We start from the raw sequence: 15,533 nt of genomic DNA on the forward strand, positions 1-15,533 counted from the left end.
CCACCGGAACGGAGGAACAACCATGCTCGACGCCGCCTCTCCCCGCGCCGAGGCGCAGGCCGCGGTCACCCGGGTCGACGTGCTGATCGTCGGCACCGGCTTTGCCGGCCTCGCCATGGCGATCCGCCTGCAGGAGGCCGGCTTCGGCAATCTCCTGCTGATCGAGAAGGCCGCCGAGGTCGGCGGCACCTGGCGCGAGAACACCTATCCCGGCGCCGCGTGCGACATTCCCTCGCATCTCTACTCGCTGTCCTTCGCGCCGAAATCCGACTGGTCGCGCCTCTTTCCCCGCCAGCCCGAGCTCTACGCCTATCTGCGCGACGTGGCGGACCGCTTCTCCCTCCGCCCGCTGATCCGCTTCGGCACGGCGTTGATCGAGGCGCGGTGGGACGAGGCGCGCGGCCTCTGGGTCGCCGCCACCACCACCGGCACGATCGAGGCGCGCGTCCTCGTCGGCGGCATGGGCCCGCTGCACTGGCCCTCCATCCCCGACCTGCCGGGCATCGAGGCCTTCGCCGGCCCGCGCTTCCACTCCGCCACCTGGCGGCACGATCTCGATCTCGCCGGCAAGCGCGTCGCGGTGATCGGCACCGGCGCCTCCGCCATCCAGTTCATCCCCGAAATCGCAAAGGTGGCGTCGCATGTCACCGTGTTCCAGCGCACCCCGCCCTGGGTGCTGCCCCGGCACGACCGCCCGGTGCCCGAGCTCTGGCAGCGCCGCTTCGCCCGCCATCCGTGGATGCGCCGCCTGTTCCGCCAGTCGCTGTTCTGGGTGCACGAGGCCCGGGTGCTCGGCTTCCTCGGCAACCGGCGGGCCCAGCGCGCCGGCGAGGCGCTCGGCCGGCGGAACATCGCCCGCGCGATCAAGGACCCCGTCCTCGCCGCAAGCGTCACGCCGGACTACCGCCAGGGCTGCAAGCGCACCCTGCTGTCGGATGACTACTACCCCGCCCTGGCCCGCCCGAATGTCAGCCTGACCACCGCCGCCGTGGCCGAGGTGCGCGCCCGCTCCATCGTCGATGCCGGGGGCGTCGAGCACGAGGCCGACGTCATCATCTACGGCACCGGCTTCGAGGTCACCACCGCCTTCCGCCATCTCCGCCTGGTCGGCCGCGGCGGGATCGAGCTGAACCGCTTCTGGGCGGATACCGGCATGGAGGCGTTCAAGGGCATCACCGTCCCCAACTTCCCGAACTTCCTGCTCCTGCTCGGGCCGAACACCGGGCTCGGCCACAATTCGGTCGTCATCATGATCGAGGCGCAGGTGCGCTACGCGGTCGATCTCCTGCGCCGGATGCGCGCCGCCGGCATCAGGGCGGCGGCGCCGAAGCCCGAGGCGCTGGCCCGCTACCAGAAGGAGCTGGACCGGAAAATGGCGAAAACGGTCTGGACCACCGGCGGCTGCCGCAGCTGGTATCTCGATGCCGACGGCCGCAACACCACGCTCTGGCCCGGCACCGTCGTCGGCTACCGCCGCGCGACCGCCGCGGCCGACCTCGCCGACTACCAAACGAGCCGTTAGGCAACTGCACGTGAGAACACGCCGATGAAACTGAACCTCGACGGCGCCGTCGCCGTCATCACGGGCGCCGCCAGCGGCATGGGCGCCGAGCTCGCCGTGCGGATGGCGGCGAAAGGCAGTCGCCTCGCCCTGGTCGATCGCGACGCGGCCGGGCTCGACGGCGTCAGCCGCCGCATCGCCGCCCTGCATCGCGCGCCGCTCACCACCCATGTCGCCGACCTTGCCGACCGCGCCGCCATCGCCGCGCTGCCCGATGCAGTGCTCGCCGCCCACGGCAAGGTCACGGTGCTGGTCAGCAATGCCGGCGTCGCCCTGGCCGGCCCGTTCGACGATTACGGCCCGGACGATTTCGAGTGGCTGATGGACATCAACTTCTGGGCCGGCATCCGCCTGACCACCGCCTTCCTGCCGCATCTCAAGCGCGCGCCGGCGGCGCAGATCGCCTATACCTCGTCGGTCTTCGGCATCGTCGGCGTGCCCGGCAACGTCGCCTATTGCGCCAGCAAGTTCGCGATCCGCGGCTTCGCCGAGGCGGTGCGCCAGGAACTCGCCGGCACCAGCGTCGGCATCACCGTCATCCATCCGGGCGGGGTGAACACCGCCATCGCCCGCAGCGCCCGCGTCGCCCGCGGCACCGATGCCGCCGCCGCGGCGGAGGGTCTCGTGCAGTTCGAGAAACTCCTCCGCACCCCGGCCGACAAGGCCGCCGCCGCGATCCTCGATGGCATCGAGCGCCGCCGCAACCGCGTGCTGATCGGCGCCGACGCCCGCGTGCTGGACTGGATCCAGCGCCTCCTCCCGGTCGGCCACGCGAAACTCGTCGCCCGCCAGGCCAGCTTCATGCCCTCCTCCCTCGCCGCCCAACTCACCCGCGCCCGGCCCTGAAGGGAAACGCCATGCCGAGCCTCGCCTCCCACATCGTCAACCCGCTCATCCGCGCGATCGTAAAGTCGCAGCTCTCCGCCGACGTCTCCGGCCGCACCGAGGCCGAGATCGCCCGCCGCGTCCGCCGCGCCCTCGGCACCCCGGTCCTGCCGCCGCCCGGCGGTCGCTACGTGAAGGGCGAGTGCGGCGGCATCCCCGGATTGTGGACCGAGCCGAAGGCGCCGCCCGCCGCCACCGTGCTCTACATCCATGGCGGCGGCTTCATCGCCTGCTCGCCGGCCACGCACAAACCCTTCACCCTCGCCTTCGCGAAGCGCGGCTTCCGCGTCTTCGCGCCGGACTACCGCCTCGCGCCGGAACACCGCTTTCCCGCGGCGCTCGACGATGCGCTTGCCGCCTATCGCGGCCTGCTCGATGCGGGGGGCGATCCGGCCTCGCTCGTCATCGCCGGCGATTCCGCGGGCGGCGGCCTCGCCCTGTCCACCCTGGTCGCGGCGAAGCGCGCCGGCCTGCCGATGCCCGCCTGCGCCGTGCTGTTCTCGCCCTGGACCGACCTTGCCTGCGCCGGCGACAGCATGCGCACCAACCTGCGCGCCGACCCGATGCTCTGCGCCACCACCATGCCCGCCGCCGCCGCGCTCTATCTCGGCGCCGCCGACAAGCGCGATCCGCTCGCCTCGCCGCTGCACGCCGACCTCGCCGGCCTGCCGCCGCTCTGCATCCACGCCAGCGCGATCGAGGTGCTGCGCGACGACAGCACCCGCCTCGCCACCAGGGCGCGCGAGGCCGGCGTCGAGGTCAGCATCCGGCTGTGGGACAACATGCCCCATGTCTGGCCGATCTTTCAGCTCCTGCTGCCCGAGGCGCGGCGGACGATGGACGAGGTCGCCGAATACCTCACCGCCCGCATCGCCCAAACGCGCCGTTAGAGCACTTTCCGATCCTGTTGGATCGGATGTAGTGCTCTATCATATTGATAACCAGAGCATCTTTATCCGATCAGATGACTCCATCTGATCGGATGATGCTCTAGTGTCCCGAATCTGAAATCCATCGGATTTCAGATTCAAAGTGGACACTGGAAAAAACAATCGTTTAGTGGCCTGCTTGTCCCTGAAATTCACCCACGAATTTCAGGGGCAGGACACTAGTCCCGGCCGGGCGGCGCGGGTTCAGAATTCCTCGGTCAGTTCGAGATAGACCTGGTTGCGGCGGAAATTGAAGATGCTGTCGCTGGAAATCCGCTGCGTGTAGCGGTAGTCGACGCCGAGGAACACCCGGCTCACCAGCCGGTAGCGCAACCCGACCGACATGTCCGCCTCGTTGTCCCAGCGGGTCGACTGCGCGAAGTCGCTCCGCGCGAAGGCGGCGCGGGCGATGCCGGTCAGGTCGTCGGTGATCGCGTGCTCGATGCGCCCGCCGACCAGCGTGTAGATATAGGCCGGGCTGCCCGGCAGCGTCGTCTCCTCGATCGAACGGTCGATGAACAGCGTGAGGGCGGTATCCTCCCCGGCCTGCCAGCGCAGATCCGCGCTGCCCGCCGGCGTGGTGATCGTCTTGAACCGCGAATCCGCATAATCCCTGTGCATCACGCCAACGAACGCGTCGCCCGAAAGGCTCGGCAGCAGCCGGAACAGCGCGCCCACCCCGGCGCGGAACCCGTCCGAATTGCGGAAATACTGGAAGTCGTCCGGCACCGTGTCGTAGCGCCGCAGGTCGCCGAGCAGTTCGGCATAGGGCCGGAACCCCGGCCGCGCGTCGTCGCGCGCGAGGATGCCGAAGGTGTAGCGGTTGCGGTCGCGGTCCTGATTATTGATCTCGCCGTGCAGGCCCTCGACATTGCCGAAGGTGAGCCGCTCGACCGCCGCCCCCGTGCGGATGCTGAACGTGCCGACGCGGCGGATCACGCCGGCATAGGCGTTCATCTCGGTATACGGCGTCGGCGTCAGCCCCTCCACCGCGTCGGGCGATGAGCGGTCCTCGTGCTCGTGCAGCACGATGCCGCCGAGCACCACCCGCGTCTTGGCATTGACGTCGATCCGCCCCTCGACCTGCGCATGCCAGTCCGCGGTGTTCTCGTTGCCATGCGTCCAGTAGCCGGTCAGGTCGGCGCCGACCTCCGCATACAGCGCGTTGCGCTTCCAGTTCGACTGGATGGCGATCACCGGCGAGATCGTGCCGACCGCATCGGCAACCCGCCCCGTCCGCGTCGCGTAGATATTGTCGTCGTAGAACGTCCCGGCCTGGATGCTGGGATAAATCGTGTAGTCGCCAACCTTGTAGCCGGCCGGCCCGATTTCCGGCGGCTGGCGGCGCAGGTTCGCCGGCCCCATCGCCGGCAGCGGCGGCATGATGCGGATGTCGGTCGCGGCATAGCCGCTCAGCTCCCGGTCCACCGCGCGGCGGACCGCATCGCGCACCGGCGCCGGCGCGGCACTAACAATGCGCGCCTCGATCTCCCGATAGACCGGCAGGTTGGCGCCGACGAAATCCGGCACCGGCGAAGCCGCGGCGCGGGCGAGTGCGGCGGCCGCCCCCGGCGTCGCCACCAGCGACGGGTTCGCGGTGAGCACCCTGGCCAGATCGTCCAGCAGCGCCCGCGGCCCGCTTTCCGCGGCGGTGTCGAACTGCCGCGAAATCGCCGCCGGCACCGCCTCCGCCCGCGCCGCGCAGGGCAGCGCCAGCGCCGCGAAGGCTGCGAGCGCCAGGCGCCGGGCCTCCACCGCCGGCCGCGCGCGCCTCCGAAGTCCCCTTGATTTCGCCGCACGAAAATGAAAACCGGACATGCTGTTCACCCTGCTGGGCCGCCTCATGGTCAGGACCGTAGTCGCTTCGCCGGCCACTCCGACCTGACAAAACGGATTACACCGAAAGACGCAGCGGGGACTTGATCTGGATCAGCGCACGCATGCCGGATTGCGAATATTTGTGCCGTCAGCGGACGCTTCCTCATCGTGAGGCGGCGGAACAGTCAAGGCGCCCGAACATGCGTGCACGGCCCCGAAGCGGGTGGCGTATCATTGCCGGACTTCTTCTCGCCGCGCCGTTAGCGGCACCCGGCCTCGCCGCGGCGCAGACCACGACCCCGCATCGCGGCGCGCCCTCCGGCGATGTCTATCCCCGCGCCGCCGCCTGGTGCTCGAATTTCCGCCTCGGCGCGCTCTCCGCGAAAACCCGGATGGACGCCGCCAACCTCCAGCGCCTGCGCGCCGCGCAGGAGGAACTCGCCCCCGGCTTCACCGCCGGCGGCGCGCGCACCGGTCTCGATCTTCTCGCCGGCTATCAGGAACAGCTCGAACGGCGCCATCCCGATATCGGCCTGGCATCGACCTATCTCGCGATGGTCAGCACCGTGCCGGTCACCACCGACGCGCTCCGCCGCGTCAACGCGCTGCTCTGCGTCAGCACGACGCGCGCGACCGCCGCACAGATCGCCGCGACCGCCGAGGCCGCGCGCCTCGACCTCGCGCGCTAGCCGGATGACGCCAATGGAGCCGGACATGATCAAGCGATCCCCGAATACAAACGATACGTTTGATACGGTCACGCGACGCCGGATCGTCCTCGGCGCGGCCGGCCTGTTCGCCGCCGCCGTCGCCTTTCCTGTCCCGCTCCTCGCCCAGCAGCACGGCGGCGGCGAGAGCGGCGGCAACGGCCAGGGCGGCAATGGCCAGGGCGGCGCCGGTCATGGCGGCGGCGAAGAGGGCGGCTCCGGTCACGGCGGCGGCGCCGGTCATGGCGGCGGCGAGGGCGGCGAGGGGGGCGGCGGCGGTGAATCCGGCGGCGGCAACGGCCAGGGCCGCACGCCGGCGCAGCGCGCCCTGCGGCACCGCCAGCGCACCGGGCGCACCCTCGGCGGCGGCGAGTCCACCGGCGGCCACGGCGGCGGCGGCGATCACGGCGGCGGCAATCACGGCGGCGGTGACACCGGCGGCGGCGATACCGGCACCGACACCGGCGGCGGGACCGACACCGGTTCCGGCACCGGCGGCACCACGCCCGACGGCGGCCTCACCGCGCCGCCCGACGGATCGACCTCCGGCCCCATCGGGGGGGCCACGGGTGGCGAGCATTTCGTCCATCCCGGGCCGGGCTACTGGGGCGCCGACGGCAAGGTGCTGCGGCGCCGGTGACGACATGTCCACGTTCATCAAGGGAACTGCAACAATGACGAAGATGAAGACAGCGCGCGGCTCCTTGCGCACGATCCTGCTCGCCGGCGCGGCCGTCGCGCTCGCGTTCGCCACGCCGCAGGCCCCGCGCGGCATCGGCGCCCTCATGCCGGTCGCCCACGCGCAGAGCGACAGCGGGCACGCCGGCAGACAGGGCGGCGGCGGCCATGCCGGGCAGGGCGGTGCGGCGAGCGGCACCCACGGCACCGAGAGCAGCCACGGCACCCGCAGCACCCATGCGCCCGGCACCTCGGGTCAGGACATGGGGCAGGGCGGCAGCGTCGGCACGCGCGGCCATTACGGCCAGGGCGGATCGACCGGCACCGAAACCGGCGAGGAAGGCACCAGCTCCGACCGTCAGGGTCCGCGCTTCGGCGGCGGCGAGAATTCGCGCCAGCCCGAGGCCGGCACGCGCGGCGGCCGCCCGGCCTGGGCGAAGGAGGGCATCCCCGCGGTCGAGCTCGGCCGCCTCAGCGTCGCCCGCGCGCCGGCCCAGGTGCTCGACCACGCCTTCAGTGAGGTGATCAGCAACTGGACGACCACGACCGCCAGCACCATCATCACCCTGACCGACGGCACGCAGATCACCGTCGCCCAGCTCTACTCGATGTCGGCGGCCGATTTCGCCAACATCGTCGCGACCGACTATGCGGCCGTCACCCGCATCGACTCCCCGCTCGAGAATCTCTCCCTGCTCAAGAACCTGCTCTCCTCCGGCTCGACCGCGCTCACCGGCGTCACCCCGTCGAGCACCGACGATCTCGCGGCGATCTTCCTTGGCTCCGCCTCCGACAAGACGATCGCGATCAGCACCGATACGGTGATCGCGGTCAACACGATCCTCAACCTCCCGCCGCTGACCGACCAGCAGGTGGCCGACATCGCGGCCAAGGCCGAGCTGGTGCGCGACGCGATCCTGACCGGCCACGGCGAATAGCGCGCGGCACCGTCACCCCATCGCGCGGACGCGGGTGATCGCCCCGGCGGTCACCCCGTCTCAGCGCGCATACGGATCGGCGAGGGCGGGCAGCAGCCGGCCCGCGCATTCGCCGAACCCGATCGTGTAGCCATCGCCCGTCGCCGCCCCGCGCAGCGTCACCCTGTCGCCATCGAGGAGGAAGCGGCGCGCCGTCCCGTCATCCAGCGCGACCGGCTCGCGCCCGCCCCAGCTCAGCTCCAGCATCGAGCCGCGGCTGTCCTTCGTCGCGCCGGAAATCGTGCCCGAGCCGAGCAGGTCGCCGGTCCGCATCGGCGCGCCCGCCGTGGTGTGGTGCGCCAGCAGCTGTGCCGCGGAATAATACATCTCGCGATAATTCGTCCGGCTGATCACGCTCTCGGCACCACCCTCCGGCGCAAGCCCGACCTCCAGCGCGATATCGTAGAGCATCGGCCCGTCCTCATGCAGGTAGGGCAGCAGCTCGGCCTCGCGCGGCGGCGTCGAAACCCGGAACGGCTCCAGCGCGTCCTTCATCACGATCCAGGGCGAGATCGTCGTCGCCGTCGCCTTCGCCTGGAACGGCCCCAGCGGCTGGGCTTCCCAGGCCTGGATGTCGCGGGCCGACCAGTCGTTGAGCAGCACGTAACCGAAGATCATCGCGTCCGCCTCGGCCACCGTCACCGGCCGCCCCGCCGCCGAGGGCAGGCCGACCACGGCGCCGAGTTCGAGCTCGAAATCGAACCGGCGCGACGGCGCGAAGGCCGGCCGCTCGAACCCGGCCCCCTTCAGCTGCCCCCACGGCCGATGGAACTCCGTGCCCGACACCACCACCGACGACGCCCGGCCGTTATACCCGACCGGCATGTGCAGCCAGTTCGGCGGCAGCGCGTTCTCCGGCCCGCGGAACAGCGCGCCCACGTTGAAGGCGTGATTCCGCCCGGCATAGAAATCCGTATATTCCGCCACGCGAAACGGCAGATGCAGCGTCGCGTCCCGCTGCGCCACCAGGTGCGGCGCCACCGCGTCGCGCAGGGGCGATCCCGCCGCCAGCAATCCGGCGAGCCGCCCCCGCAGCGCCCGCCAGGTCCGCGGCCCCGCCGCCATCGCCGCGTTCCACGCCGGCTCGGCGAACAGCGGCGCCCCCGCGAGATCGAGCGCCCCCTCGCGCTCCAGCGCCGCGACATCGAGGATCGCATCGCCGATCGCCACCCCGCAGCGCGGCCCCGTGCCCGCCGTCGAGAACACGCCGCAGGGCAGGTTGTTGAGCGGAAACGCCGCCCCCGCCGCATTCGCGCTCTCCACCCAGGAGACGACCAGCGTCATCGGCCCTCTCTCCGGCAAGCCGTCACGCCGCCGCTGCCGGCGTGAAGCCCAATTTTTTCTCCCGTCCCATCCGCCATTCGATGCAATCCTCCTGCGGCGGCGCCCCGTGCCGCGCGGTTGACTTTCGTTTCACTTGCACTGCACCCTTTCCGCCGGCCCGGCGCAAGACCGGGCGCCCGATAAACACCGGGAGGAACCATGACCGCCACCGACAATACCGCGGGGCTCCTGCTCGCGCGGCTCGACCGGATCCCGAACTGGACCCTGCCCAGGCTCTACGCGCTGGTGATCGGCATCGGGTTTCTCTTCACCTTCTACGATATCTTCGACATCAACGTCTCCTTCATCCAGACCTGCATGGCGCTGGTGCCGGGCTGCACGCCGGCGAAATCGGGCGCCTATATCGGCCTGCCGGTGCTGCTCAATCTCGCCGGCTACGTGGTCGGCACGCTGGTCCTCAGCCCGCTGGCCGACCGGATGGGCCGGCGCGACCTGCTGCTGGTGACGATGATCCTCACCGGCATCGGCTCGGCGCTCACCGCCATCGTGCAGTCCTACGGCACCTTCGTCGCCGCGCGCGCCTTCACCGGCGTCGGCATCGGCGCCGACCTCGCCATCGTCAACACCTATATCGGCGAACTCGCCCCGGCCGGCGGCCGCGCCCGCTACACCTCGATGATCTTCATCTTCTCCGCCCTCGGCGCGGTGGCCGGCATCTGGCTCGGCCTCTGGCTGACCACGCCGCCCACGCCGCTGCCGCTCGGCCTGCCCTTCGCCCTCGCCGGCAAGGGTTTTCCGGATGGCTGGCGCGTGATGTATCTCATCGGCGCGGCCCTCGCGCTGGTCGGCGTGCTGCTGCGCTTCCAGCTGCCGGAATCGCCGCGCTGGCTCATCGCCCAGGGCCGCCTCGAGGAGGCCGGCCAGGTCGTCGCCGACATGGAGGCCCGCGCCCACGCGATCTTCCCGCTGCCGCCGCTGCCCGAGCGCCTGCCGCCCGCACCAAGGCGCGAGGAGGCGATGCCCTTCAGCGCGATCTTCCGCAACGCCACCTACCGCAACCGCACGCTGCTGCTGACCGTGATGTGGTTCCTCGCCTACATCACGGTCTATTCCTTCGCCGCCGGCTTCACCACGCTGCTCGCCGCCCTGCATTACCCGCCGCCCGAGGCCGGGCTGATCACCGCGATGGGCACGTTCGGCTTCGTGCTCTGCGCCATCGTCGCCTATGTCTGGGGCGAGCGGATGGAGCGCCGGCGCTGGACGCCGCTGGCGGCCCTCATCACCCTCGGCGGCGGCGTGCTCATCGCGCTGGGCGGGCAGACGCTGTGGCTCTCGGTGATCGGCGCGATGATCGTCTTCTTCGGCTTCAACGTCTGGGTGCCGATCGCCTATGCCTGGTCGGTCGAGAACTACCCGACCCGCGCGCGCACCACCGGCTTCGCCCTGGTCGACGGCATCGGCCATCTCGGCGGCGGCGTCGGCATGATCGCGATCGCCCCGCTCATCCCGCGGCTCGGCGTCATGGCGGCGTTCCTGCTGATCGGCGGCTTCCTCGCGCTGGCGGCGCTGGTCGCGCAGTTCGGCATCAGCACCCGCGCCCGCCGGCTCGACGACATCTCGCCCTGACCTCGCGCCCTGACCTCGCGCCCCGAAATCCCGCCCCGAAATCCGGCGCGGACCAGCGGCGGAAGCCGGATCGCGCGACCGGCCCGCCCGCCGCATCGGCGCCGAATCCGCTTGCCGCCGCCGCCGATCCGTGATCCCATCGCCCGATGAACGACACCCCGCCCACCATCATGCACGATCTCGGCGGCGCGCCGCGCTTCATGTGCGAACCGGTCGACGTCTCGCCCCACGCGCTCACCGATTTCGACCGCGAGGTCGACGCCATCCGCCAGATCCTCGGCCAGAAGAAGGTCATGTCGGTCGACGAACTCCGCCGCGGCATCGAGAGCCTGCCCGAGGCGCAGTATTTCGGCCTCGGCTATTACGAGCGCTGGCTCCGCTCGATCTGCGCGATCCTGCTGGAAAAGCGGGTGATCGCCGAAGCCGAGCTCGATGCCGCGCTTGAAGCCGCGGCGCGGGACGCAGGATGCTGAGCGCCGGCACCCCGGTCCGCGTCCGGCTCGACTGGCCGGAGACGCGCGGGCGCTGCCACATCCGCACGCCGCATTACGTGCGCGGCCGCCCCGGCGAAATCGTCCGCCATCTCGGCGACTTTCCCAATCCGGAGGATCTCGCCTTCGCCCGCCCGGCGAAGCCGGTCGCACTCTATCACGTCCGCTTCCGCCAGGCCGATCTCTGGCCCGCCGCCGATCCGTGGCCGCATCCGGCCGGCGACGAGATCCTGATCGAGCTCTACGAACACTGGCTGGAGGCCGCATGACCTGGCGCGAGGCGGACAGCGCGACGCTGCTTGCCGGCCTGCGGTCGCTGCTCGCCGCGAAATCCATCGCCTCGGCGGATGAAATCGCCGAGCGCATCCGCATCACCGATGGCGGCGGCCCGGCCCAAGGCGCGCGCATGGTCGCCAAGGCCTGGACCGACCCGGACTACAAGGCGCTGATGCTGGCGGACGGCGCCCGCGCCGCCGAGCTGCTCGACATCCCGATGCGCGGCCTGCCGCCGCTCGGCGTGGTCGAGAACACGCCGGGCATCCACCACCTCGTCGTCTGCACCCTGTGCAGCTGCTACCCCCGCGCGGTGCTCGGCTACCCGCCCTTCTGGTTCAAGTCCGCCGCCTACCGCGCCCGCGCGGTGCGCGACCCGCGCGGGCTGATCGCCGAATGGGGCACCGAACTGCCGGCGGCCACCGCCATCCGCGTCGTCGACAGCACGGCCGATTACCGCTGGATGGTGCTGCCGATGCGCCCCGCCGGCACCGAGGGCTGGTCCGAGGCCGAGCTCGCCGCCATCGTCCGCGAGGGCGACATGATCGGCGTCACCCGCCCCCGCGCCTGACCGCCGCCCGGCCCCGGCTCACCGCGCCTGCATCGCCGGGTGCCGCGGCGGCTCGGCCGGCACCGGCATCGGCATCGGTGAGGTAATCTCCACCTGCGAGACCGGCACCGCCAGCTCCGCCCCGTGCTGCCGCACGATCCGCCCCAGCTCGATCAGCAGCCGCTCCTGGATCGCCAGCGATTCCTTCCACACCACGGTGCGGGTGAAGCACCAGATCATGATCTGCAGCGCGTGGTTGCCGTACTGGTCGAAATACACCATCGCGCCGAGCGACTGGTCGATGTCCGGATGGTTATCGACATGCGCGCGGCACGCCTCGGTGATCGCCGCCAGCCGGTCGAAATCGGCGTAGCGGATCGAGATCGTGGTGTTGATCTGCCGCGCCTGCATCCGCGGCGGCGTCTGCACCACCGACGAATTGAAGATCTGGTTCGGCACGTAATAGGGCCGGGTGTCGAAGCCGCGCAGCGTGGTGGTCCGCCAGCCGATATGCTCGACCGTGCCGAACACGTTCTGCGCCGGCAGCACGATCCACTCGCCCACCTTGAACGGCCGGTCGAGATAGACCACCAGCGCGCCGAACAGGTTGGCGGTCACACCCTGCGCGGCGAAGCCGACCGCGATGCCGGCCACCCCGCCGAAGGCCAGCAGGCTGGCGATCGAGAAGTTCAGCACCCGCAGGATCATCAGCCCGATCACCGCGACCACGAGGATGCGCGTGATCTTGCCGATGGCGTCCACCAGCATCGGGTCCGGGTTCTCGCCCCGCTTCGACCAGACATGCGCCGGATAGGCGCTCTCGCTGACCGCGACGACGCGCAGCGCCGCCCAGGCGATCGTCAGCAGCATGAACACCTTGAGCACGGCGGGCAGGATGCCGAGCAGCCCGACCAGGTGCAGCGGCGTCGCCACGGCGAGTGCCGCGAAATACGCCGCGAGCGCCCAGACCGCGATCACCACCGGCAGCAGCAGGTGCCCGAGAATGGCGGCGCGGAAGGTGCGGCCGTGCCGGTCCGACCAGCGCACGAGAATCCCGAGCGCCGCCCGCGCCACCGCCGTTCCGGCGATGCCGATCAGCAGCGCGGTCGCGACACCGATGATGGTCGACAGATGCGCCGCCCAGAACGATGCCGTTCCTGCCACAACCTTTTGCATGCGTCCTTGTTCCTCCGCTGTTGCGCCCGGCGGGGCGGGCTCCGGGAGCGGCAATGCGCGCCGCGCGGCGGCGGGCGGAAGCCAAGGCGCGTCCCGGGGCCGGGATGGATGTCGATGCCGCCTCGGGCGGCGCGGATGCGGGTTAGGTGGGGGCGGGGTCCGCCGCTGTAAACCCGCGCGGGGCGGGGCAGGCGGGTCTTGCCCACCCCCGCCCGTTCATGTTCTTGTTCCGTTCATGACGATCGCCGCCCGCTTCGCCGCCATCATCGAGGGGCTCTGCCGCGCCGTCGCCGCGCGCGGCGCGAAGGGCGCGTTCGGCCCGGCGTCGCAGCCGCTCGTCATCCTGCTCTGGTCCCGCCTGCGCCGCATGGCCGCGCGTTTCGCCATCCTCGCCGAGGGCGCGCCGAAGCCGCGTCCCCGCGCCCGCCGCGCCGGCCCGCGCAAGCGTGTCCGCGGCCCCGACCTGCCGCGCCGCCGCGCCTGGCTGCTCGCCCCGGTGCCCGAGGCCACCGCCGCCGCGTCCCAGCTCCGCGCTTTGCTCGACGATCCGCAGGCCCGCGCCCTGATCGCCGCCGATCCGCGCTTCGCCCGCCTGCTCCGCCCGCTCTGCCGCGCCCTGTTCCGCCGCCCGCCGGCGATCCCGGCGCCGCCCGCGCCGGCGCGCCCGGCCGCGCCCCGCCATCGAGCGGTGCCGGCCACCGCCGCGCCGCACGCCGCCGCCGCGCCGCCGGCGACGCCGCCGCTGTTCCACCCGCCGCCCGCGATCGCGTGATCCGCCACCGCGCCGCACCGCCGCCGCGCCCGCCCCGGGCAGCGGCCGCCCGCGCGCGTCCGCTATCCGCCGCCCAGCAGCCAGACCGCGAGATAGGTGGCGAGAAACCCCGCCGCCGGGCCGATCGCCCAGCCGCGCAGGATGCCGGCGATGGTCCGCGCCTGGATCGTCTGCCGCCCCCGCGCCAGCCCGGCGCCGGCCATCGCGCCGATCAGCGCCTGGTTCATCGAGGTGAAATCGCCGAACCCGACCGCCGCGAGCACCACGCAAGCCTGCGCCAGCTGCGCGGCCGTCGCCATCGTCCGGTCCATCCGCACCACGTCGAAGGCGACGCGTTCGAGCAGCGGCCGCCCCCAGGTCAGCACGCCGAGCGCGAGCCCCAGCCCGCCGAGCCCGCCGGCCAGCAGCGGGCCGGTCAGATGCACGGCGAGAAACACCGCCGTCGCGTTCGAAACGTCGTTCGCCCCCATCGCCAGCGAGGCCGCGGCGCCGACCGCCACCAGCCCCCGCGCCACCAGTTTCAGCCCGCCGCCCTCGCGCAGCGCCGGCACCAGGTCGAGCCCCCGCGTCAGCGCGTAGCCGAGCCCGCAGGCGATCGCCGGTGCGGCGACCCACAGCGCCGCGAGGCCCAAGACGGCATGCCAGTTCACCGCCAGCCCCAGCCGCGCGGCGGCGCCGATCAGGCAGAACACCAGGATCTGGATGGTCGAGGTCGGAATCCGCAGCTGCGTGAAGATCGTGGTCAGCAGGAAGGCGACGCCGATCACCGCGGTCGCCGCCCCGGCGCCGAGCCCGCCGCCGACGATCCCGTGGCCGACATGGACCAGCACGCGATGGCTGAACAGCAGCGCGCCGACGAACGTCATCGCCGCCATCAGCGCCAGCGCCGGCCGCAGCCTGATGCTGCCGGTGGCATAGGGCATCCCCATGCAGGCGCCGGTATAATGCGCCCCCATGCTCCAGGCGAAGGCGAACGCGACGAGGGGGAGAAGGATCATCACGCCGGAGCTACAGCCGGTCTGTCGCCACGCTCGCCAGCGCCTGCCGCCGCTCGCTGTAGCGGTCGACCAGGTACTCCGCGCGGTCGCGCAGCAGCCAGGTGAAGCGGACCAGCTCCTCCATCACGTCCACCAGCCGGTCGTAATAGGACGAGGGCAGCATCCGCCCGGCCTCGTCGAACTGCTCGTAGGCCTTGGCGACACTCGACTGGTTGGGGATGGTGAACATCCGCATCCACCGCCCGAGCAGGCGCAGCGTGTTCACCGCGTTGAAACTCTGCGATCCGCCGGAGACCTGCATCACCGCCAGCACCCGTCCCTGGGTCGGCCGCATCGCGCCGATCTCCAGCGGAATCCAGTCGATCTGGTTCTTCATCACCCCGGTGATGGCGCCGTGCATCTCCGGGCTGCACCAGACCTGCGCCTCCGACCACAGGGAAAGCTCCCGCAGCTCCTGCACCTTCGGATGGTCGGGCGAAACGCTCTGCGCCACCGGCAGGCCGCGCGGATCGAAGATGCGCGCCTCGGCGCCCATCAGCCCGAGCAGCCGCGCCGCCTCCTCGGTGAGGAACCGCGAATAGGAACGTTCGCGCAGCGAGCCGTAGAGCAGCAGCACCCGCGGCCGGTGCGTCGCCCGCGCGGCGGGCTCCAGCCGCGCGGGGTCGGGGGCGGCGAGCAGCCCGCGCTCGAGCGCGGGAAACGTCTCCGCGCCGCCCGTGGCCGCGCCGGCCGGATCATGGTCGATCGTCGAACTCATTCCCGCTCTCCCTCCGGATGCGCGGGGTTATCCAACGCGGCGTCGCGGCCG

At 71.6% G+C, this 15,533-nt stretch carries 16 protein-coding genes; 11 read left to right on the forward strand and 5 right to left on the reverse strand.

The features are described from left to right. Nucleotides 1-22: 22 nt before the first annotated feature. From ACMV_RS03965 to ACMV_RS03975, 3 genes are read left to right on the forward strand one after another with little or no spacing between them, the layout of a single operon-like run. Nucleotides 23-1,522: a flavin-containing monooxygenase gene (locus tag ACMV_RS03965; protein WP_007423163.1), complete on the forward strand. Its 1,500-nt coding sequence runs from the start codon at nt 23-25 to the stop codon at nt 1,520-1,522. Between the two features lie 24 nt (nt 1,523-1,546). Next, nucleotides 1,547-2,407 (forward strand): SDR family NAD(P)-dependent oxidoreductase, encoded by an 861-nt coding sequence (locus ACMV_RS03970; RefSeq protein WP_007423164.1) that lies wholly within the window; start codon nt 1,547-1,549, stop codon nt 2,405-2,407. A gap of 11 nt (nt 2,408-2,418) precedes the next feature. Next, nucleotides 2,419-3,336: an alpha/beta hydrolase gene (locus ACMV_RS03975; protein ID WP_013639630.1), complete on the forward strand. Its 918-nt coding sequence runs from the start codon at nt 2,419-2,421 to the stop codon at nt 3,334-3,336. A gap of 243 nt (nt 3,337-3,579) precedes the next feature. On the opposite strand, the gene ACMV_RS03980 is transcribed toward ACMV_RS03975, so the two are convergent. Further along, nucleotides 3,580-5,193 carry an outer membrane beta-barrel protein gene (locus ACMV_RS03980; protein WP_013639631.1) on the reverse strand — a complete coding sequence of 538 codons (1,614 nt, stop codon included), beginning with the start codon at nt 5,191-5,193 and terminating at the stop codon, nt 3,580-3,582. Between the two features lie 200 nt (nt 5,194-5,393). Here ACMV_RS03980 and ACMV_RS03985 point away from each other — a divergent pair, with 200 nt between their 5' ends. Genes ACMV_RS03985 through ACMV_RS03995 form a run of 3 tightly spaced genes read left to right on the forward strand, consistent with a single transcriptional unit; the run spans nt 5,394 to nt 7,516 of the window. Beyond that, complete coding sequence (locus ACMV_RS03985) at nt 5,394-5,882, forward strand: hypothetical protein (RefSeq protein ID WP_231295374.1); 489 nt, start codon at nt 5,394-5,396, stop codon at nt 5,880-5,882. Between the two features lie 25 nt (nt 5,883-5,907). Next, nucleotides 5,908-6,540 (forward strand): hypothetical protein, encoded by a 633-nt coding sequence (locus ACMV_RS21760; RefSeq protein ID WP_172637320.1) that lies wholly within the window; start codon nt 5,908-5,910, stop codon nt 6,538-6,540. A 34-nt stretch (nt 6,541-6,574) separates the two neighbouring features. Beyond that, the gene (locus ACMV_RS03995) at nt 6,575-7,516 is read left to right on the forward strand and encodes a hypothetical protein (protein WP_148361064.1); all 942 of its coding nucleotides are present in this window, start codon (nt 6,575-6,577) and stop codon (nt 7,514-7,516) included. Between the two features lie 60 nt (nt 7,517-7,576). Here the strand turns inward: ACMV_RS03995 and fahA are convergent, their stop codons facing one another. Next, nucleotides 7,577-8,839, reverse strand: coding sequence for a fumarylacetoacetase (gene fahA, locus ACMV_RS04000; protein ID WP_013639634.1), 1,263 nt, complete (start codon nt 8,837-8,839; stop codon nt 7,577-7,579). Nucleotides 8,840-9,037: 198 nt separating this feature from the next. Here fahA and ACMV_RS04005 point away from each other — a divergent pair, with 198 nt between their 5' ends. The 4 genes from ACMV_RS04005 (at nt 9,038) to ACMV_RS04020 (ending at nt 11,800) form a co-directional block, all read left to right on the forward strand. Continuing rightward, nucleotides 9,038-10,465 (forward strand): MFS transporter, encoded by a 1,428-nt coding sequence (locus ACMV_RS04005; protein WP_011941974.1) that lies wholly within the window; start codon nt 9,038-9,040, stop codon nt 10,463-10,465. A 146-nt stretch (nt 10,466-10,611) separates the two neighbouring features. Beyond that, nucleotides 10,612-10,938 (forward strand): SH3-like domain-containing protein, encoded by a 327-nt coding sequence (locus tag ACMV_RS21765; protein WP_011941973.1) that lies wholly within the window; start codon nt 10,612-10,614, stop codon nt 10,936-10,938. Further along, nucleotides 10,932-11,225, forward strand: coding sequence for an SH3-like domain-containing protein (locus ACMV_RS21770; protein WP_007422656.1), 294 nt, complete (start codon nt 10,932-10,934; stop codon nt 11,223-11,225). The genes ACMV_RS21765 and ACMV_RS21770 overlap by 7 nt, the downstream gene beginning before the upstream one ends. Further along, nucleotides 11,222-11,800 carry a nitrile hydratase subunit alpha gene (locus tag ACMV_RS04020; RefSeq protein WP_011941972.1) on the forward strand — a complete coding sequence of 193 codons (579 nt, stop codon included), beginning with the start codon at nt 11,222-11,224 and terminating at the stop codon, nt 11,798-11,800. Before ACMV_RS21770 ends, ACMV_RS04020 begins: the two co-directional genes overlap by 4 nt. A gap of 18 nt (nt 11,801-11,818) precedes the next feature. On the opposite strand, the gene ACMV_RS04025 is transcribed toward ACMV_RS04020, so the two are convergent. Next, nucleotides 11,819-12,955, reverse strand: coding sequence for a mechanosensitive ion channel family protein (locus ACMV_RS04025; protein WP_013639635.1), 1,137 nt, complete (start codon nt 12,953-12,955; stop codon nt 11,819-11,821). 235 nt (nt 12,956-13,190) lie between these two features. On the opposite strand from ACMV_RS04025, the gene ACMV_RS04030 reads away from it, so the two are divergent. Beyond that, nucleotides 13,191-13,727, forward strand: coding sequence for a hypothetical protein (locus tag ACMV_RS04030; protein WP_013639636.1), 537 nt, complete (start codon nt 13,191-13,193; stop codon nt 13,725-13,727). A 62-nt stretch (nt 13,728-13,789) separates the two neighbouring features. On the opposite strand, the gene ACMV_RS04035 is transcribed toward ACMV_RS04030, so the two are convergent. Together ACMV_RS04035 and arsH are read right to left on the reverse strand one after the other, a co-directional pair. Beyond that, nucleotides 13,790-14,725 (reverse strand): inorganic phosphate transporter, encoded by a 936-nt coding sequence (locus ACMV_RS04035; RefSeq protein WP_041664640.1) that lies wholly within the window; start codon nt 14,723-14,725, stop codon nt 13,790-13,792. 10 nt (nt 14,726-14,735) lie between these two features. Next, nucleotides 14,736-15,482, reverse strand: a complete 747-nt coding sequence (gene arsH / locus ACMV_RS04040) for an arsenical resistance protein ArsH (RefSeq protein ID WP_013639638.1) — start codon at nt 15,480-15,482, stop codon at nt 14,736-14,738. Between the last annotated feature and the right edge of the window lie 51 nt (nt 15,483-15,533).

The organism is Acidiphilium multivorum AIU301 (genome assembly GCF_000202835.1).
Classification (GTDB): Bacteria; Pseudomonadota; Alphaproteobacteria; order Acetobacterales; family Acetobacteraceae; genus Acidiphilium; species Acidiphilium multivorum.